The sequence below is a fragment of the Serratia sp. FS14 genome (assembly GCF_000695995.1).
Taxonomy (GTDB): domain Bacteria; phylum Pseudomonadota; class Gammaproteobacteria; order Enterobacterales; family Enterobacteriaceae; genus Serratia; species Serratia nematodiphila.
Genome location: NZ_CP005927.1, coordinates 5,061,752 through 5,078,723, shown reverse-complemented (window position 1 = coordinate 5,078,723; position 16,972 = coordinate 5,061,752). Strand labels below are relative to the sequence as shown.

General features: G+C 58.7%; 14 protein-coding genes. 10 read left to right on the top strand and 4 right to left on the bottom strand.

Annotated elements, in window-relative coordinates:
- Positions 1-402: 402 nt before the first annotated feature.
- Both ampG and L085_RS23265 read right to left on the bottom strand, forming a co-directional pair.
- On the bottom strand, positions 403-1,881 hold the full coding sequence (gene ampG / locus L085_RS23270; protein WP_044031834.1) for a muropeptide MFS transporter AmpG: 1,479 nt from the start codon (positions 1,879-1,881) through the stop codon (positions 403-405).
- 51 nt (positions 1,882-1,932) lie between these two features.
- A complete protein-coding gene (locus L085_RS23265) occupies positions 1,933-2,511 on the bottom strand; it encodes a lipoprotein (protein WP_004940363.1) in 579 nt (192 codons plus the stop codon).
- A gap of 314 nt (positions 2,512-2,825) precedes the next feature.
- On the opposite strand from L085_RS23265, the gene bolA reads away from it, so the two are divergent.
- From bolA to L085_RS23220, 9 genes are all read left to right on the top strand, one after another.
- Positions 2,826-3,140 carry a transcriptional regulator BolA gene (gene bolA / locus L085_RS23260; RefSeq protein ID WP_004940361.1) on the top strand — a complete coding sequence of 105 codons (315 nt, stop codon included), beginning with the start codon at positions 2,826-2,828 and terminating at the stop codon, positions 3,138-3,140.
- 367 nt (positions 3,141-3,507) lie between these two features.
- Positions 3,508-4,812 carry a trigger factor gene (gene tig, locus L085_RS23255; protein WP_031300019.1) on the top strand — a complete coding sequence of 435 codons (1,305 nt, stop codon included), beginning with the start codon at positions 3,508-3,510 and terminating at the stop codon, positions 4,810-4,812.
- 438 nt (positions 4,813-5,250) lie between these two features.
- Positions 5,251-5,874 (top strand): ATP-dependent Clp endopeptidase proteolytic subunit ClpP, encoded by a 624-nt coding sequence (gene clpP / locus L085_RS23250; RefSeq protein ID WP_016928858.1) that lies wholly within the window; start codon positions 5,251-5,253, stop codon positions 5,872-5,874.
- 143 nt (positions 5,875-6,017) lie between these two features.
- Positions 6,018-7,289: an ATP-dependent protease ATP-binding subunit ClpX gene (gene clpX / locus L085_RS23245; RefSeq protein ID WP_004940354.1), complete on the top strand. Its 1,272-nt coding sequence runs from the start codon at positions 6,018-6,020 to the stop codon at positions 7,287-7,289.
- A 194-nt stretch (positions 7,290-7,483) separates the two neighbouring features.
- Positions 7,484-9,838, top strand: coding sequence for an endopeptidase La (gene lon / locus L085_RS23240; RefSeq protein ID WP_004940352.1), 2,355 nt, complete (start codon positions 7,484-7,486; stop codon positions 9,836-9,838).
- A 216-nt stretch (positions 9,839-10,054) separates the two neighbouring features.
- Positions 10,055-10,327, top strand: a complete 273-nt coding sequence (gene hupB, locus L085_RS23235) for a nucleoid-associated protein HU-beta (protein ID WP_004940351.1) — start codon at positions 10,055-10,057, stop codon at positions 10,325-10,327.
- A 177-nt stretch (positions 10,328-10,504) separates the two neighbouring features.
- Positions 10,505-12,388, top strand: a complete 1,884-nt coding sequence (ppiD, locus tag L085_RS23230) for a peptidylprolyl isomerase (protein WP_044031833.1) — start codon at positions 10,505-10,507, stop codon at positions 12,386-12,388.
- A 138-nt stretch (positions 12,389-12,526) separates the two neighbouring features.
- On the top strand, positions 12,527-12,901 hold the full coding sequence (locus L085_RS23225) for a ComEA family DNA-binding protein (protein WP_004940345.1): 375 nt from the start codon (positions 12,527-12,529) through the stop codon (positions 12,899-12,901).
- A gap of 154 nt (positions 12,902-13,055) precedes the next feature.
- Positions 13,056-13,469: a thioesterase family protein gene (locus tag L085_RS23220; protein WP_004940344.1), complete on the top strand. Its 414-nt coding sequence runs from the start codon at positions 13,056-13,058 to the stop codon at positions 13,467-13,469.
- A 36-nt stretch (positions 13,470-13,505) separates the two neighbouring features.
- On the opposite strand, the gene queC is transcribed toward L085_RS23220, so the two are convergent.
- Together queC and L085_RS23210 are read right to left on the bottom strand one after the other, a co-directional pair.
- Positions 13,506-14,204 (bottom strand): 7-cyano-7-deazaguanine synthase QueC, encoded by a 699-nt coding sequence (gene queC / locus L085_RS23215; RefSeq protein WP_015376848.1) that lies wholly within the window; start codon positions 14,202-14,204, stop codon positions 13,506-13,508.
- Positions 14,205-14,319: 115 nt separating this feature from the next.
- Positions 14,320-16,035: an SgrR family transcriptional regulator gene (locus L085_RS23210; RefSeq protein WP_021504671.1), complete on the bottom strand. Its 1,716-nt coding sequence runs from the start codon at positions 16,033-16,035 to the stop codon at positions 14,320-14,322.
- A gap of 104 nt (positions 16,036-16,139) precedes the next feature.
- On the opposite strand from L085_RS23210, the gene cof reads away from it, so the two are divergent.
- The gene (gene cof, locus L085_RS23205) at positions 16,140-16,964 is read left to right on the top strand and encodes an HMP-PP phosphatase (RefSeq protein WP_044031832.1); all 825 of its coding nucleotides are present in this window, start codon (positions 16,140-16,142) and stop codon (positions 16,962-16,964) included.
- The last annotated feature ends 8 nt before the right edge of the window (positions 16,965-16,972 follow it).

Sequence of the window (16,972 nt, the reverse complement as noted above, 5' to 3'; positions counted from 1 at the left end):
TGTGTGCGGGCATTTTACGGGAAGGTTGCAGTACTGTAAACATGCTTAAGGGAGTGTCAGCGGCTTGTTGACACTTTCTGTTAAGGGGGTCACAGATGTAACCCTGCGTGACAATTTACCAATGACAACAACGCGTTGGCACGCTGAATCGTGACGAGCAGCCCGTATGTTAAGGAAAACTAAAGGTATGATGAATTTGGTGAAGAAATGCGCGACGGGGAAATACGCAGAAAAGGTTTATTTAATGTAAAATAATTGTGTCTTAAAGGTGAATTTAATTTTATTTCCGAGTGCGGCAGTCGGATAAAAAAATAATTTCCGCGCCGATTATCTTTTTTTACCGAAATAAATATTCCCCCGGATCGCTTTTTTTTCGGCCGGCGAAATCACCGGCCGTTCAGATTATGCCAAACGGGTGCGGCGCAGGGCGAGGTAATCCAAAGTACTGCCCATGGCGACGCCGAGCAAGCTCAGCGCGGCGCCGACCTGCAGCAGCCGATCGGCCAACTGCGGGGCCTGCGTCCAATCCAGCGCATTGGCGATAAGCAACAGCAACCACAGGCCCAACAGCGAACAGCCTAGCGTCAGCAAGCGCAGCGCCCAACGGTAAGATTCTGAAAACTCGGTGCGCGGCATAAAATTGCCATGCTGCTGGGTGTGCTCCAGCGTCTGACGACAGATAGCGAGCAGCAGCAAGCCGGGCAGGGCAGCGGCGATAGAGAACAGGTAGAACAACGGCCAACCGTGGGCTTCAACGAACCAGCCGGCGATCGGGCCGACATAGACGCGCCCTACGGCGGACAGCGCCGACAGCAGCGCGAACTGGGTGGCGGAGAACGACCGGTTGCACAGCGTCATCAGCAGCGCCACGAAGGCCGCGGTGCCCATGCCGCCACACAGATTTTCGAGGAAGATGGCGCTGCCCATGGTGAGCAGGCTCTTGTCGGTCACCGCCAGGATCCAATACCCGAGATTGGAGACCGCCTGCAGGACGCCGAACAGCATCAGCGCGCGGAACAGGCTGAGACGCTGCATCAGCACGCCGCCGAACAGGGCGCCGACGATGGTCGCGAACAGGCCGAGGGTTTTGTTCACCAGCCCGACTTCACCGGCGTCGAACCCCACGCCGCGGATCAGGAAGGTGGTACTCAGGCTGCCGGCGAAGGCGTCGCCCATTTTATACATCACGATCAGCAGCAGGATCAGCCAGGCGTTGTTGCGGCCGAAGAAATCGCGCAGCGGCGCGACGACCGCCTGTTCCATGGTGCGCGGCGCCGGGATGCTTTCATCCGGCTCCGGCGCCAGCAGCGTGGCGGCCACGCCGATCAGCATCAATCCGGCCATCAGCCAGTAGGTGGCTTGCCAGCCGAAATAGCGATCCGCCAGCCACAGCGCCAGGCCGCCGGAAACCAGCATCGCCAGCCGATAACCCAGCACCGAGATCGCCGCGCCCGTGCCGCGTTCTTCGGCTTTCAGCAGATCGGTTTTATAGGCGTCGAACACGATATCTTGCGAGGCGGAGCAGAACGCCACCAGCACCGCTAACGCCGCCAGCCACCACAGGTGCTGCGCGGGCTGCATAAAGCCCATCGCCACAATCGCCGCCACCAGCAACAGCTGGCTGATCAGCAGCCAACCGCGCCGCCGCCCGAGAAACGGCGGGGTATAGCGGTCCATGAACGGTGACCAGAGGAATTTGAAGACATAGGCCTGGCCCACCAGCGAGAAGATGCCGATGGTTTTCAGATCGATATTTTCGACGGTCATCCAGGCTTGCAGCGTGCCGGAGGTCAATGCCAGCGGCAGACCCGACGCGAAGCCCAGCAGCAGCAGAATGGCGGAGTTACGCTGGGTGAAGATGTTCAGATAGTGTTTCGACATGAGTTCCCTGTCTGCGCCGCCCGATCCGCCGGGCGGCGCCAGGCGCGCCGATTAGCGCGCGTTTTGCTTGATGAAATCGTTGACGCTGGTGTCCTGAGCCATGTCGGCGATCACGTCGCCCAGCACGGAGTTGACGGCGTCGGTGATCTTCTCGTTGGTCGCCGTGAAGGCGCCCTGTACGTTATAGGTCGAGCGGTAATTCTTCACCTGCTTGTTGCCGTTCTTCGCCTGGGCGATGATCGAAATGTCGGCTTTGGTGGTGATGTTGTAGCGCAGGTTACCTTCGGCGACGTCCGCGTACAGGTTATTGACGACGATTTGCAGCGCCACCGGGCCGTCGGCACCGATCATGTAGCCGCGTGCGCCCATCTGTTTCTCCAGCACTTCCTGCAGCAGGAAACGCAGATCGCGCGATGGCGTCAGCGTGACCAACTGGCCGTCGCGGTTCACCTTGGCCAGCGCCTGGTCGGTGCGCTGATCCGCGCCGTTGATGCTGACAGTGATGCCCTGCAGGGTAGGATCCTGCTGCGGCAGAACGATTTTCGGCGTGACGTTCAGGGTGTTGCTGCTGGTCGCGCAGCCGGCCAGCAGCAGGGCGGCCAGCAAAGGAAGACAAAGTTTCTTTAACATGTTTTCTGTCTCATTCTCGATGGATTTAGCAATAATCAGAGCGGGATAGCCGACAACAAATTGCCGACATCATAGCATCGCCGCCGTGCGGTGGAAGCGCGGAAGGCGCCTGAGTGACAAATTTTTACCTGCCGTTGATAAAAACACGCTTTTTTGGCCCGCTCAATCGGATAATCCCCCAAGCGGCGGGGATGGCGCTCATCATTTGACCGCAGAAAAGAGAAATTTGTCCCGGCGATGGTCTAAACGGGGGAAAACCGGCTAATATTGAACTAGATGGGCACGGTCCTCTGCCGGTGTTGTAAGGAGATCCTATGATTCGCGAGCAAATAGAAGCAAAGTTAAGGGCGGCGTTTGAGCCCGCGTATCTGGAAGTCGTTGATGAAAGCTATCGTCATAACGTTCCGGCGGGTTCAGAAAGCCATTTCAAAGTGGTATTGGTCAGCGATCGCTTCGTCGGCGAACGTTTTTTGACGCGCCACCGCTCCATCTACGGCGTATTGTCGGAGGAGCTGGCGGACGGCGTACACGCGCTGGCGCTGCACACCTATACGCTCAAAGAGTGGGAAGGTCTGCAGGATACCGTGCCGGCCTCGCCGCCGTGCCGCGGCGCCGGCACGCTGGCCTGAGGGGGAAATTTTCAGGTATCAGTGGAACTTTGCCCTTGAATTAGGGTATTACTACTGACGAATTTTGAAACGGCCTGCGGGCCGTTTCTGTTTTTGACGACGACACGGCCGACGCGCAATGTGGCCAACGTTCGGTCTGTTTTGGCGGCCTTTGGGCGATCGAATCGGCAAAAGTGTGAGTTTTAGCGCGCCTGCGCCGCCTAGCTTTCCTCGACTCGCCACGCATGCGCCGCTATAATGTCGCGTCTTATTTTTCCGGAATGGTTTCGGGACGCTTCTGTCATCAGGGAACTCGGTTCTTATCTGTAGCCGTCCTGGTTCTTGGAACGGAGTTGACCGAGCACTGTGATTTTTTTGAGGTAACAAGATGCAAGTTTCAGTAGAAACCACTCAAGGCCTTGGGCGCCGTCTCTCTATTACTGTACCGGCTGATACTATCAAGCAGGCGGTGAAGAAAGAGCTGATCAACGCAGCGAAAAGCGTGCGTATCGACGGCTTCCGCAAAGGCAAAGTGCCGATGAACATCGTGGAACAGCGTTACGGCGCCTCTGTTCGTCAGGACGTGCTGGGCGAAGCAATGCAGCGCAGCTTCGTTGACGCGATCATCAAAGAAAAGATTAATCCGGCCGGCGCACCAAACTACGTGCCGGGCGAGTACAAAGAAGGTGAAGACTTCACTTTCGCCGTTGAATTCGAAGTGTATCCAGAAGTTGAGCTGAAAGGCCTGGAAAACATCGAAGTCGAAAAACCTGTAGTTGAAGTGAACGACGAAGACGTCGACGCGATGCTGGATACCCTGCGCAAGCAGCAGGCCACCTGGAAAGAAACCGATCGCGCGGCGGAAGCTGAAGATCGCGTGACCGTTGACTTCACCGGTTCTATCGACGGTGAAGAGTTCGAAGGCGGCAAAGCGTCCGACTTCGTGCTGGCAATGGGCCAGGGCCGCATGATCCCAGGCTTCGAAGAAGGCCTGGTCGGTCACAAAGCGGGCGAAGAGTTCTCCATCGACGTGAACTTCCCGGAAGACTACCATGCGGAAAACCTGAAGGGCAAAGCGGCCAAATTCGCTATCGTGCTGAAGAAAGTTGAAGAGCGCGAGCTGCCGGAACTGACCGAAGAGTTCATCAAGCGTTTCGGCGTGGCGGACGGTTCCGTTGCCGGCCTGCGCACCGAGGTTCGCAAGAACATGGAGCGCGAGCTGAAAGGCGCCGTGCGTAACCGCATCAAGTCTCAGGCGATCGAAGGCCTGGTGAGCGCGAACGAAATCGACGTGCCTGCTGCCCTGATCGACGGCGAAATCGACGTGCTGCGTCGTCAGGCTGCACAGCGTTTCGGCGGCAACGAGAAGCAAGCGCTGGAACTGCCACGTGAACTGTTCGAAGAGCAGGCGAAACGCCGCGTAGTGGTTGGCCTGCTGTTGGGCGAAGTGATCAGCACCAACGACCTGAAAGCTGACGAAGACCGCGTGAAGACGCTGATCGAAGAAATGGCCTCCGCCTACGAAGATCCGAGCGAAGTCATCGAGTTCTACAGCAAAAACAAAGAGCTGATGAACAACATGCGCAACGTGGCTCTGGAAGAGCAAGCGGTTGAAGCCCTGCTGGCAAAAGCGAAAGTGACTGAAAAAGCCACTACCTTCAGCGAGCTGATGAACCAGACTCAACAGGCGTAATGCCTGCGTGCCGGGCGCGATGAACGGCGCCCCCGGTTTCGCCTGGCGAACCGGCGCACGATGAAAAAGCCCGCAACCTCAGGTTGCGGGCTTTTCTTTTTGCCACGTTGCTGATTAATCTCAGGTTAAGCGGGGCAATATGCACTATATTTACCCTGTTGCCTGGGGAACTGGCTGGCATGATAACGGTCAGAATAACGGCATCGTTTCCGGCGCGCGGAGAAAATCGGCCTCTGGGCTTGAAATCGCGCCGGGCTCCCCCAATCTGTAAAGAATAATTCTGGGGCTGTTTGCCAAAGTGCGCGGGATGAAATAACCGTCGGGTACGTGTGGCGCGGGTCGAATGCTTGAGCATAGTCATCATGGCCGTTCTCAAGTAGAATCGGCGTATTAGGGTGACACCCTGGCCGCCAAGGCAATTTCTATTAGGAGACGGTAATGTCATACAGTGGCGAACGAGATCAATTTGCACCGAACATGGCGCTGGTGCCGATGGTGGTAGAGCAGACTTCACGCGGGGAGCGTTCTTACGACATCTATTCCCGCCTGCTGAAAGAGCGCATCATTTTCCTGACCGGCCAGGTGGAAGATCACATGGCCAACCTGATCGTGGCGCAAATGCTGTTCCTCGAAGCGGAAAGCCCGGAAAAAGACATTTTCCTCTACATCAACTCGCCGGGCGGGGTGATCACCGCGGGCATGTCGATTTACGACACCATGAAGTTCATCAAGCCGGACGTCAGCACCATCTGTATGGGGCAGGCGTGCTCGATGGGCTCCTTCCTGCTGACCGCGGGCGCCAAAGGCAAACGTTTCTGCCTGCCGAACTCGCGCGTGATGATTCACCAGCCGTTGGGCGGCTACCAGGGCCAGGCGACGGACATCGAAATCCACGCGCGTGAAATCCTCAAGGTGAAAGCGCGCATGAATGAACTGATGGCCGAGCATACCGGCCAGCCGCTGGAGCAGATCGAGCGCGATACCGAGCGCGATCGCTTTATGACCGCGGAAGAAGCCGTGGAATACGGCCTGGTTGACGGCATTCTGACACACCGCAGCTAGAACCACGCGGCGCCGATGGACTATAGTAATCAGAGTGGGCAGGGGCTCGCTCTGTTGTAGCCCCTCGGCGTTCCCGATATGAGTTTGGGCGCACTGCCGCCGTGATTTTCCTGCGGGACAAGACTAAAGAAGAGGTTTGACTGATGACAGATAAGCGCAAAGACGGTTCAGGAAAGCTGCTGTACTGCTCTTTTTGCGGCAAAAGCCAGCATGAAGTGCGTAAGCTGATTGCCGGGCCGTCAGTGTATATCTGCGATGAATGTGTCGATCTGTGTAACGACATTATTCGCGAAGAGATTAAAGAAGTTGCCCCGCATCGTGAGCGCAGTGCGCTGCCGACGCCACACGAAATTCGCCACCACCTGGATGACTACGTCATCGGCCAGGAGCAGGCGAAGAAAGTGCTGGCGGTTGCGGTGTACAACCACTACAAACGCCTGCGCAACGGCGATACCAGCAACGGTATCGAGTTGGGCAAGAGCAACATCTTGCTGATCGGCCCGACCGGCAGCGGCAAGACGCTGCTGGCGGAAACGCTGGCGCGCTTCCTGGACGTGCCGTTCACCATGGCCGACGCCACCACGCTGACCGAAGCCGGTTACGTGGGCGAGGACGTGGAAAATATTATCCAGAAGCTGTTGCAAAAATGTGACTATGACGTGCAGAAAGCGCAGCGCGGCATCGTTTATATCGATGAAATCGATAAGATTTCCCGTAAGTCCGACAACCCGTCGATCACGCGTGACGTCTCGGGTGAAGGCGTGCAGCAGGCGCTGCTGAAGCTGATTGAAGGCACCATCGCCGCGGTTCCGCCGCAGGGCGGGCGCAAGCATCCGCAACAGGAATTCCTGCAGGTCGATACTTCCAAGATCCTGTTTATCTGCGGCGGCGCATTTGCCGGCCTGGATAAGGTGATCGGTCAACGCGTCAACACCGGCTCCGGCATCGGCTTCGGCGCGACCGTCAAGGGCGAGTCCGAGAAGGCCACCGAAGGTGAACTGCTGCTGCAGGCCGAACCGGAAGATTTGATCAAGTTTGGTCTGATCCCTGAGTTCATCGGCCGTCTGCCGGTGGTGGCGACCCTGAGCGAGCTGAGCGAGGACGCGCTGATTCAGATCCTGAAAGAGCCGAAGAACGCCCTGACCAAGCAGTATCAGGCGCTGTTCAATCTGGAAGGCGTAGAGCTGGAGTTCCGCGACGAAGCGCTGAACGCCATCGCCAAGAAAGCCATGGCGCGCAAAACCGGCGCCCGCGGCCTGCGTTCCATCGTGGAAGGCGCGCTGCTCGACACCATGTACGATCTGCCGTCGATGGACAGCGTAGACAAAGTGGTGATCGACGAGTCGGTGATCGCCGGCCAATCCAAACCGCTGCTGATTTACGGCAAGCCTGAAGCCCAGGCGTCTGGCGAATAATTAGCCAGTTAAACCAGCGCGTTATCAGCAAAATGGGGGATTTCATCCCCCATTTCTTTTTCCTGCATTCTTGCCGTTGAATGTAAGAGATTCATCCCCATATACTCATTAACCAGATTTTATGAAACGTTAGATGCTTGCGTCTCATGAGATTCCCCCTCAACCTGGCGGAAATTAAACTAAGAGAGAGCTCTATGAACCCTGAGCGTTCCGAACGCATTGAAATCCCCGTTTTGCCATTGCGCGACGTGGTGGTTTATCCGCACATGGTGATCCCGTTATTTGTTGGCCGGGAAAAATCGATTCGGTGCCTCGAAGCCGCAATGGATCACGATAAGAAGATCATGCTGGTGGCACAGAAAGAGGCCTCAACGGATGAACCTGGCATTAACGACTTGTTCTCGGTCGGCACCGTAGCGTCGATCCTGCAGATGCTGAAGCTGCCGGACGGCACGGTAAAAGTGCTGGTCGAGGGGCTGCAGCGCGCACGCATCACTACGCTGTCCGACAGCGGTGAGCATTTCGCCGCGCAGGCGGAATACCTAGAGTCGCCGGCTATCGACGAGCGCGAGCAGGAAGTGCTGGTGCGCACCGCGATCAATCAGTTTGAAGGCTATATCAAACTGAACAAAAAAATCCCGCCGGAGGTGCTGACTTCACTCAACAGCATCGACGACGCCGCGCGCCTGGCGGACACCATCGCCGCCCATATGCCGCTGAAACTCAGCGATAAGCAGTCGGTGCTCGAGATGTCCGACATCACCGAGCGTCTGGAATACCTGATGGCGATGATGGAGTCGGAGATCGACCTGCTGCAGGTTGAGAAACGCATCCGCAACCGCGTCAAGAAGCAGATGGAGAAGAGCCAGCGCGAGTACTATCTGAATGAGCAGATGAAGGCGATTCAGAAAGAACTGGGCGAGATGGACGACGCGCCGGACGAGCACGAAGCGCTGAAGCGCAAGATCGATGCGGCGAAAATGCCGAAAGAGGCGCGCGAAAAAACCGAAGCGGAACTGCAAAAGCTGAAGATGATGTCGCCGATGTCAGCGGAAGCGACCGTGGTGCGCGGCTACATCGACTGGATGCTGCAGGTGCCGTGGAATGCGCGCAGCAAGGTGAAAAAAGACCTGAACAAGGCGCAGGAAGTGCTCGATACCGATCACTACGGCCTGGAGCGCGTGAAAGATCGCATCCTCGAGTACCTCGCGGTACAGAGCCGCGTCAGCAAAATTAAGGGGCCGATCCTGTGTCTGGTGGGGCCGCCGGGCGTGGGTAAAACCTCGCTGGGGCAGTCGATCGCCAAGGCGACCGGTCGCCAGTACGTGCGCATGGCGCTGGGCGGCGTGCGTGACGAAGCGGAAATCCGCGGTCACCGTCGTACCTACATCGGATCGATGCCGGGCAAACTGATCCAGAAGATGGCCAAGGTTGGGGTGAAGAACCCGCTGTTCCTGCTGGATGAGATCGACAAGATGTCTTCCGACATGCGCGGCGATCCGGCCTCCGCTCTGCTGGAGGTGCTGGATCCGGAACAGAACGTGGCGTTCAACGACCACTACCTGGAAGTGGATTACGATCTGTCCGACGTGATGTTCGTCGCCACCTCGAACTCGATGAACATTCCTGCGCCGCTGCTGGACCGTATGGAAGTGATCCGCCTGTCGGGTTATACCGAGGACGAGAAGCTCAACATCGCCAAACAGCACCTGCTGCCGAAGCAGCTCGAGCGCAATGCGCTGAAAAAAGGCGAGTTGACGGTCGACGACAGCGCCATCATCGGCATTATTCGCTTCTATACCCGCGAAGCCGGGGTGCGCAGCCTGGAGCGTGAAATCTCCAAACTGTGCCGTAAAGCGGTGAAAACGCTGCTGATGGACAAAAAGCGCAAGCATATCGAGATCAACGGCGACAACCTGAAGGATTACCTGGGCGTGCAGCGCGTCGATTACGGCCGTGCGGATACCGAAAACCGCGTGGGCGAAGTCACCGGGCTGGCGTGGACGGAAGTGGGCGGCGATTTGCTGACCATCGAAACCGCCTGCGTGCCGGGCAAAGGCAAGCTGACCTACACCGGTTCTCTGGGTGAAGTGATGCAGGAATCGATTCAGGCGGCGCTGACCGTGGTGCGCGCGCGCGCGGAGAAATTGGGCATCAACGCCGATTTCTACGAGAAACGCGACATCCACGTGCACGTGCCGGAAGGGGCGACGCCGAAAGATGGCCCGAGCGCCGGTATCGCGATGTGCACCGCGCTGGTCTCCTGCCTGACCGGCAATCCGGTACGCGCCGATGTGGCGATGACCGGCGAGATCACGCTGCGCGGTCAGGTGTTGCCGATCGGCGGCCTGAAAGAGAAGCTGCTGGCGGCGCATCGCGGCGGCATCAAAACCGTGCTGATCCCTTACGAGAACAAGCGCGATCTGGAAGAGATTCCGGACAATGTTATCGCCGATCTGGAGATTCATCCGGTGCAGCGAATCGATGAAGTTTTGAACATTGCGTTGCAAAACCCGGCCTTCGGCGCACTGCCGGTAGCGGCAAAATAGTGACGAATCGCAAAAACCATTGATAAAACTTATACTGGCAAGCCATTTCGGACTTGCCAGTATTTTTTTGTACCGCTAAGTTAGATCTCTGTCGGCCCGCGTTTTGTCACCCAGTCGGTGGCTTGCCAAGGTTCGATGGGATTGATATAACAGCTGCGCTGTCGCAACCGTAGGGATTTTTCGGTGCGACGATAGAATTCTAGAGGGGATGATAGAGTGAATAAGTCACAACTGATCGACAAGATTGCCGCAGGTGCTGATATTTCCAAAGCGGCAGCGGGACGTGCTTTAGACGCAGTAATCGCTTCCGTTACCGACTCCCTGAAAGCAGGGGATGACGTGGCTCTGGTAGGTTTCGGTTCCTTTACCGTGCGTGAACGTTCGGCCCGTACCGGCCGCAACCCGCAAACCGGTAAAGAGATCAAGATCGCGGCAGCCAAAGTACCTGCCTTCCGTGCAGGGAAAGCGCTGAAAGACGCTGTAAACTGATTTAGCGTCTAACCGTTTAGCGTAACAGGGTTTTGTAATAAACAATCACCTGACGCAGCGGTGCTGGTAAGGTAAGATACAAGGCGCATCGGACTGATGCGCTTTTTTATTTTTGTCGCAGGGAACGCGCCTGCGCAAGGGTTGTTAATCCACATCACAGCGGAGTGTTGTCACACTATGATGGACAATTTACGCGCGGCTGCCAATCACGTCGTGCTCAAAATCATCCTGGCCCTGATCATCCTGTCATTCGTTCTGACCGGGGTGGGTAACTACCTGATCGGCGGCTCCGGCGATTATGCTGCGAAAGTAAATGGTCAGACGATCGAACGCGCTCAGCTGGAACAGGCTTTCCAAAGTGAGCGCAGCCGCATGCAGCAGCAGCTGGGTGACCAGTTCTCTGCGCTGGCCGGCAACGAAGGCTACATGCAGCAGATGCGCCGTCAGGTGTTGTCCCAGTTGATCGACAACATGCTGCTTGACCAGTATGCCAAGAAGCTGGGCCTGGCGGTCAGCGACGATCAGATCAAGGACGCCATCCGCAAGGCGCCTTACTTCCAGACCAACGGCCAGTTCGATAACGCCAAATATCTCGATCTGATTGGCCGCATGGGCTACACCGCCGACAATTTCGCGCAGTCGATGCGCCAGCAGTTGGTCAATCAGCAGGTGATCCAGGCCTTCGGCGAGTCCGGTTTCGTGCTGCCGTCTGAATCGCAAGCCATGGCGGGGCTGGTGCTGCAGGAGCGCGACGTGCGCCTGGCGACCATCGATTTGAAAGCGCTGCAGGCGAAACAGAGCGCCGGCGACGACGAACTGAAGGCGTATTACGATCAGAACAAGAACAGCTTCATCGCCCCGGAGCAGGTGAAGGTGAGCTATATCCCGCTGGACGCCGCGTCCATGCAGGACAAGGTGAAAGTGAGCGAAGAGGACATCAACGCTTACTACGACCAGCACAAGAGCAGCTACGGCCAGCCGGAGCGTAAAAACTACAGCGTGATCCAGCTGAAAACCGAGGCGGAAGCCAACGCGGCGCTGGATGAGCTGAAGAAGGGCGCCGATTTCGCCACCCTGGCGAAAGAAAAATCCACCGACATCATCTCACGCCGCACCGGCGGCGAGCTGGGTTGGCTGGAGCCGGAAACCACCGCCGACGAACTGAAGCAGGCTAACCTGACCGAGAAAGGGCAGCTGTCTGGCGTAGTGAAATCCTCCGTCGGCTACCTGATCGTGCGTTTGAACGACATCGAACCTGAGAAACTGAAACCGCTGAGCGAAGTGCATGACGCTATCGCCAAGCAGGTGCAGCAGGAGAAAGCGGTAGACGCCTATTACGCGCTGCAGCAGAAGGTGAGCGAAGCGGCGACCAGCGACAACGAATCTTTGGCCTCGGCTGAGGAAGCGGCCGGCGTGAAAGCGGCGCAAAGCGACTGGTTCACCCGCGACAACATCCCTGCCGCGCTGAACTTCAAACCGGTGGTGCAGGCGATCTTCGACGGCTCGCTGATCGGCGAGAACGGCGCGCCGGGCAGCAACTCCGACGTGATCACCGTAGACGGCGACCGCGCTTTAGTGGTGCGCGTGAGCGGCCATAAGCCGGAAGGCATCGAACCGTTCGACCAGGTAAAAGACCGCGTGGCGGAACTGGTGAAACGCAACAAGGCGCTGCAGGCAGCGAAGCTGCAGGGCGAGAAGCTGCTGGTTGAGCTGAAGCAGGGCAAGGGCGACGAAGCGATGAAAGCCGCCGGCCTGAGCTTTGGCGCCGTGCAGAAGATGGCGCGCGCGCCGGAAGACAGCCAGCTGGTGGAGAGCGTGTTCGCGCTGCCACACCCGCAGGACGGCAAACCGGTTTACGGCATGTCGCAGGATCGCCAGGACAACGTGGTGCTGATCGCACTCGATGCGGTGAAGCCAGGCACGCTGCCGGAAAACGAAATGAAAACCTTCGTCGGCAAGATGGAAGAGGGCGCGACCGGCGTTTCCTTCGATTCGCTGCTGGCGAGCCTGCGTAAAGAAGCCAAGATCAAAATGGGCGCCGCTGAGCAACAGCCTCAGTAATCGCCGCATTTTTCTGCAACGCAGTGCAACAAACAAAGGCCGCTTTCGCGGCCTTTTCCATATCTGACATCTGTCGATTGCTGAATATCCGCCGCCGCGGCAAGGTAGCCGTGCTGTCACACACAAGGAGGATACAGCATGCAATATTCAGAGAAAAAAGCGTTTTTCGGTTACCGTCGTCACGTTAACGCCGCGCTGACCGCGCTGTTGTTATGCCTGGCCGGCCCGGCCGCCGCGGTGGAAAAAAACGAGGCGCCGATGCTCTCAACACCGGCGAGCCATGGCGGACAATCGGTGATGACCAAGGCAACCGAAGAGGCGGCGGTCAGCATCAATCAGGCCACTGCCGAACAACTGGCCGCCGCCTTGAGCGGCGTCGGCCTGAAGAAGGCGGAAGGCATCGTGCGCTATCGCGAACAGAACGGGCCGTTCACCCAGGTTGAGCAGTTACAGGAGGTACCGGGCATCGGGCCGGCGCTGTTTGAGAAGAACCGCACCCGGCTGAAAATGTGATCCCGGTCGCGGCTGCGTGGCAAAATGGCGCTGAGGCCGTGACTCCTCTGCTACATTTTACAGGTCTTACCAGTTTGGCGCATTGACCAAACGGGCGAGGGAGCCAGCGCGGCTCCCTCTTTCTGTAATCACCAGGCAGGAGCGATCGTTCCCTATGCAAACCTTTATCAAAGTTCGCGGTTATCACCTTGATGTTTACCAGCACGTTAACAACGCCCGCTATCTGGAGTTTCTGGAAGAGGCGCGTTGGGAGTGGTTGGAGAACGAAGCCGGGTTCCGCTGGATGACGGAAAACAACATCGCTTTCATCGTGGTGAACATCAATATCAATTACCGCAGCCCGGCGGTATTGGGGGATAAACTGCGTATCGACAGCCAGATGGTGCAGCTCAACGGCAAGAGCGGGGTGCTGAGCCAAAAGGTGACGCAGGATCCGGCGGGGACGCCGGTGGCAGACGCGCTGCTGACTTTCGTGTGCGTCGATCTGAAAACGCAGCGTGCGCTGCCGATCGAAGGAGAATTGCGCGAGCACCTGGAGGCGCTCACGCTGAAGGATAATCCGCAGTAAGCTCACGGGCGGCATAGGCTGCCGCCGTCACTGCCCTCAGGCCAGGCCGGCTTTCTGCTTCAACGCCGCCATCACTTCTGCCTGGTTGGCCCGGTACTGCGTCAGGCCATTGGCGCGCAGGTTGCAGGCGGCGCACTCGCCGCAGCCGTCACCCTTGATGCCGTTGTAGCAGGTCAGCGTATCCTGGCGTACGCGATCCAGCTGGTGGTAATAATCCGCCAGCGCCCAGGTCTCGGCCTTGTTCAGCCACATCAGCGGCGTTTCGAAGCGGATATCGCGGGCGATGCCCAGCGTCACCGCCTTGTTCAGCGCTTTAACGAACTCGTCGCGGCAATCCGGGTAGCCGGAGAAATCGGTTTCACACACGCCGGTGATCACCGCTTCCGCTTCGACCTGGTAGGCGTAGATCGCCGCCAGCGTCAGGAACAGGATGTTGCGGCCCGGTACGAAGGTGCTCGGCAGCGCATTTTTCTGGTTGGGATCGTAGGTGGGAACCGGAATATTGTCGCGCGTCAGGCTGCTGACGGCCAGCTCATTGAGCAGCGTTACGTCCAGCACCTTGTGCGCCTTGGCACCGAGGGCTACCGACAGCTCTTGAGCCACTTCAATCTCGGCGCGATGGCGCTGGCCGTAATCGAACGTGACGCAGTGAACTTCGTCATACTGTTGCAATGCCTGGATTAAGCAGGTCGTGGAGTCTTGTCCACCGCTGAAAACGACAACCGCGCGCTTCATAAAATCACCTTTTTGGGCTTTGGCCTCTCCCGATACACATTCGGGCGGCAGGATAAAAATTGCGTTGCGGCGACAATAGTAGCAGAAAGGGCCGCCAGGCGCAGGGCGGTTCGGCTCAGGCCGGTGCGTCGTCCACCGGCGGCGGCAGCCACGCCTGGCAAAAATCGAACCAGCCGTGGGCGGTCAGCGTGACGCCATGCATGCGCGGCGGCGCGCTGATCTGATACTGGTAGTGGAACAGCGGCGTGATGATGGCGGCGGCCATCAGCCGTTGATAATAGGCCTGCAGCCGTGCGAAACGCGGTTGCTGTGCCTGCAGCTGCTGGATCTGCCGCAGCGTATCCTGTTGCTGCTGCCAGCGGCTTTCCGTCAGGATGCCGCGCCACAGCGTATCCTGCCGCAGCCAGCTCTCCAGCGTCGCCTCCGGCGCTTCGCCGATCAGGTTGTCCGCCAGCAGCAGATCGGCCTGGGCGATCTGTTCCTCGCTTTGCCAGCGCTTGCCGGCATAGTAACGCACTTCCAGCTCGCAGCCGTGCTGCGCGAGCAAACGCTGTAGCGCGGCCGTCACCGTTTCCAGCTCGACCGGCGGCCGATACAGCAGCGTCAGCCGGGCGGGCAGGGCGACATCCTCTTCGACCTGTTGGTGGGGGATGCGCCAGCCGGGCAGCATTTCATGGCTGGGGGTGATCACGCTGTTGGGGATCGGCAGATGGCTCAGCAGGCCGGACTGCTGGATCAGCATCAGCAGCTTTTGCCCCTGGGCTTCGTTCAGCACGCCGTGGCGCAGGTTCAGCGCCAGATAACACCAGCCCAGGCTCATGCTGCGCTGCACCGGCCGGGCCTGCGCCAAATCGTCTTGCTGGCCTATGGTGATGCGCACCGGATGCTGGCAACTGGTGTAGGTGCCGGCGGTAGGTAAATCGGGGGTGATCCAGTATTCGATGGTATCCAGATACGGATGCTGCAGATGATAACCGGCGTGCTGTTCCAGCCGCACCAGCTGCGGCTCATTCAGTGTCAGCTTGAACGGGCCGGCGCCGATGGCCGGCAGCTCCGGGTGAGTCATCAGGCAAGGCAGCTCCGCCAGCCGGTGGGCCAGCCAGTAGTCCGGCAGGTGCAGATCGAACTGAATGCACAACGGATGCGGCAGGCTGATGCGCGCGACGTTGGCCAGGCTCGGTTGGCTGCGCGGATGGCGCTGCAGTTTTTCCAGCGTTTGCAGCAGTTGGTGGCCGGTCAACGGTTCGCCGTTGTGCCAGCGCAGCTGGCTGCGCAGAAAGAAGCGCCAGCGCAGGCCGCGATCGCTAATCTGCCAATGGTGCGCCAGATCGGGCTGCGGTTCCGGGTTACCGGTCATCAGGCGCGTCAGTCCCGCGTGCAGGGTCGACACCAGATGTTGTTCGGCGCGGCCGGTCAACGTGAGCGGGTCGAGCGCTTCCAGCGTGCGGTAATAGGGAATACGCAGCGTCGGGCTGCCGGCCTGCCATTGCCCGCCGAGGTGCGGGCTGAGCAGATCCTGCAGGTGCTGCGGATCGAGCTGCGCCATCTCCAGCGCTCCCTGATGATTGCCCTGTTGCAGCAGCTGTTGAAGCAGCTGCGCGCGCAGTTCATCCGGGGTTTTCAGGCAGTGCAGGCGAGCGCGCTTACCGCGGCCGGGCTGCGAATACCAGCTCAGCCAGCCCTGATCCTGCAGCTGCTGCACCAGCGTGCGGGCGTGCCGCTCGCTGCAGTAGAACATCGCCGCCAGCTCGCCGATGGTCACGGCGACCGGCGCGCTGCCGAGCTGTTGATACAGGCGTTGATATTGGCTGAGACGGTGAACCAGGCGCATGGGCAGAAATCCGGAACAGTTTTCTCAAATTGTTCACTATTACTTCCGCAAATACCATCCCATACTGCAGTGATTGTAATCGCGTTCACATTCATGAGGTCTTTATGTATCGCCTGGCAGCTTTCGATATGGACGGCACGCTGTTGATGCCGGATCACCGGGTTGGCCCGGAAACGCTGGCGGTGCTGAACCAGCTGGTGGAGCGGGAGATGGTGGTGACGTTCGCCACCGGGCGCCACTACCTCGATGCGCAACCGATCATGGCGCAACTGGGGCTGCAGGGTTACCTGATCACCGGCAACGGCACGCGGGTATATGACAACCGTGGCCAACAGCTGCACGCCACCGACCTGCCGGCGGCGGTGGCCGAAGAGGTGCTGCATCATCATTGGCGCACCCGCGCCAGCATGCATGTATTCCGCGACGAAGGTTGGCTGACCGAGTTTCCCGTGCCGGAAGAGATGCTGCGGGCGCATCACCTGAGCGGTTTTCGTTTTCAACTGGCCGATGTGCGCCGTCTGCCGGCGTTCGGCAACAGCAAGGTGTGCTTTGTCGCGCCACATGAGGAGTTGCTGGCGTTGCAGGTGCAGCTGCGGGTGCAATTGGGCGATGAGGCAGACCTGTGCTTTTCCGCCTACGACTGTTTGGAGGTGCTGCCGCTCGGTTGCAACAAAGGCACGGCGCTGGAGCGGCTGAGCCGTCATCTGGGGCTGACGATGGCCGACTGCATGGCGTTCGGCGACGCGATGAACGACAAAGAGATGCTGGGAGCGGTGGGGCACGGCGTGGTGATGGGAAACGCCCTGCCGCAGCTGAAATCCCTGCTGCCGCAGCTACCGGTTATCGGCCATTGCCAACAACAGGCGGTGGCTCACTATTTACAACATTGGCTGCGTTCACCTTGCCTCACCTATTCCCCCGAAGAATGAGGTTCTCC

What these genes read in the sequence shown, in the direction of transcription:
- L085_RS23210 (WP_021504671.1), bottom strand. Translation starts at nt 16,035, where the DNA reads ATGCGCCTGGTTCACCGTCTCAGCCAATATCAACGCCTGTATCAACAG.
- clpP (WP_016928858.1), top strand. Translation starts at nt 5,251, where the DNA reads ATGTCATACAGTGGCGAACGAGATCAATTTGCACCGAACATGGCGCTG.
- clpX (WP_004940354.1), top strand. Translation starts at nt 6,018, where the DNA reads ATGACAGATAAGCGCAAAGACGGTTCAGGAAAGCTGCTGTACTGCTCT.
- ppiD (WP_044031833.1), top strand. Translation starts at nt 10,505, where the DNA reads ATGATGGACAATTTACGCGCGGCTGCCAATCACGTCGTGCTCAAAATC.
- lon (WP_004940352.1), top strand. Translation starts at nt 7,484, where the DNA reads ATGAACCCTGAGCGTTCCGAACGCATTGAAATCCCCGTTTTGCCATTG.
- L085_RS23225 (WP_004940345.1), top strand. Translation starts at nt 12,527, where the DNA reads ATGCAATATTCAGAGAAAAAAGCGTTTTTCGGTTACCGTCGTCACGTT.
- cof (WP_044031832.1), top strand. Translation starts at nt 16,140, where the DNA reads ATGTATCGCCTGGCAGCTTTCGATATGGACGGCACGCTGTTGATGCCG.
- tig (WP_031300019.1), top strand. Translation starts at nt 3,508, where the DNA reads ATGCAAGTTTCAGTAGAAACCACTCAAGGCCTTGGGCGCCGTCTCTCT.
- bolA (WP_004940361.1), top strand. Translation starts at nt 2,826, where the DNA reads ATGATTCGCGAGCAAATAGAAGCAAAGTTAAGGGCGGCGTTTGAGCCC.
- L085_RS23265 (WP_004940363.1), bottom strand. Translation starts at nt 2,511, where the DNA reads ATGTTAAAGAAACTTTGTCTTCCTTTGCTGGCCGCCCTGCTGCTGGCC.
- ampG (WP_044031834.1), bottom strand. Translation starts at nt 1,881, where the DNA reads ATGTCGAAACACTATCTGAACATCTTCACCCAGCGTAACTCCGCCATT.
- L085_RS23220 (WP_004940344.1), top strand. Translation starts at nt 13,056, where the DNA reads ATGCAAACCTTTATCAAAGTTCGCGGTTATCACCTTGATGTTTACCAG.
- queC (WP_015376848.1), bottom strand. Translation starts at nt 14,204, where the DNA reads ATGAAGCGCGCGGTTGTCGTTTTCAGCGGTGGACAAGACTCCACGACC.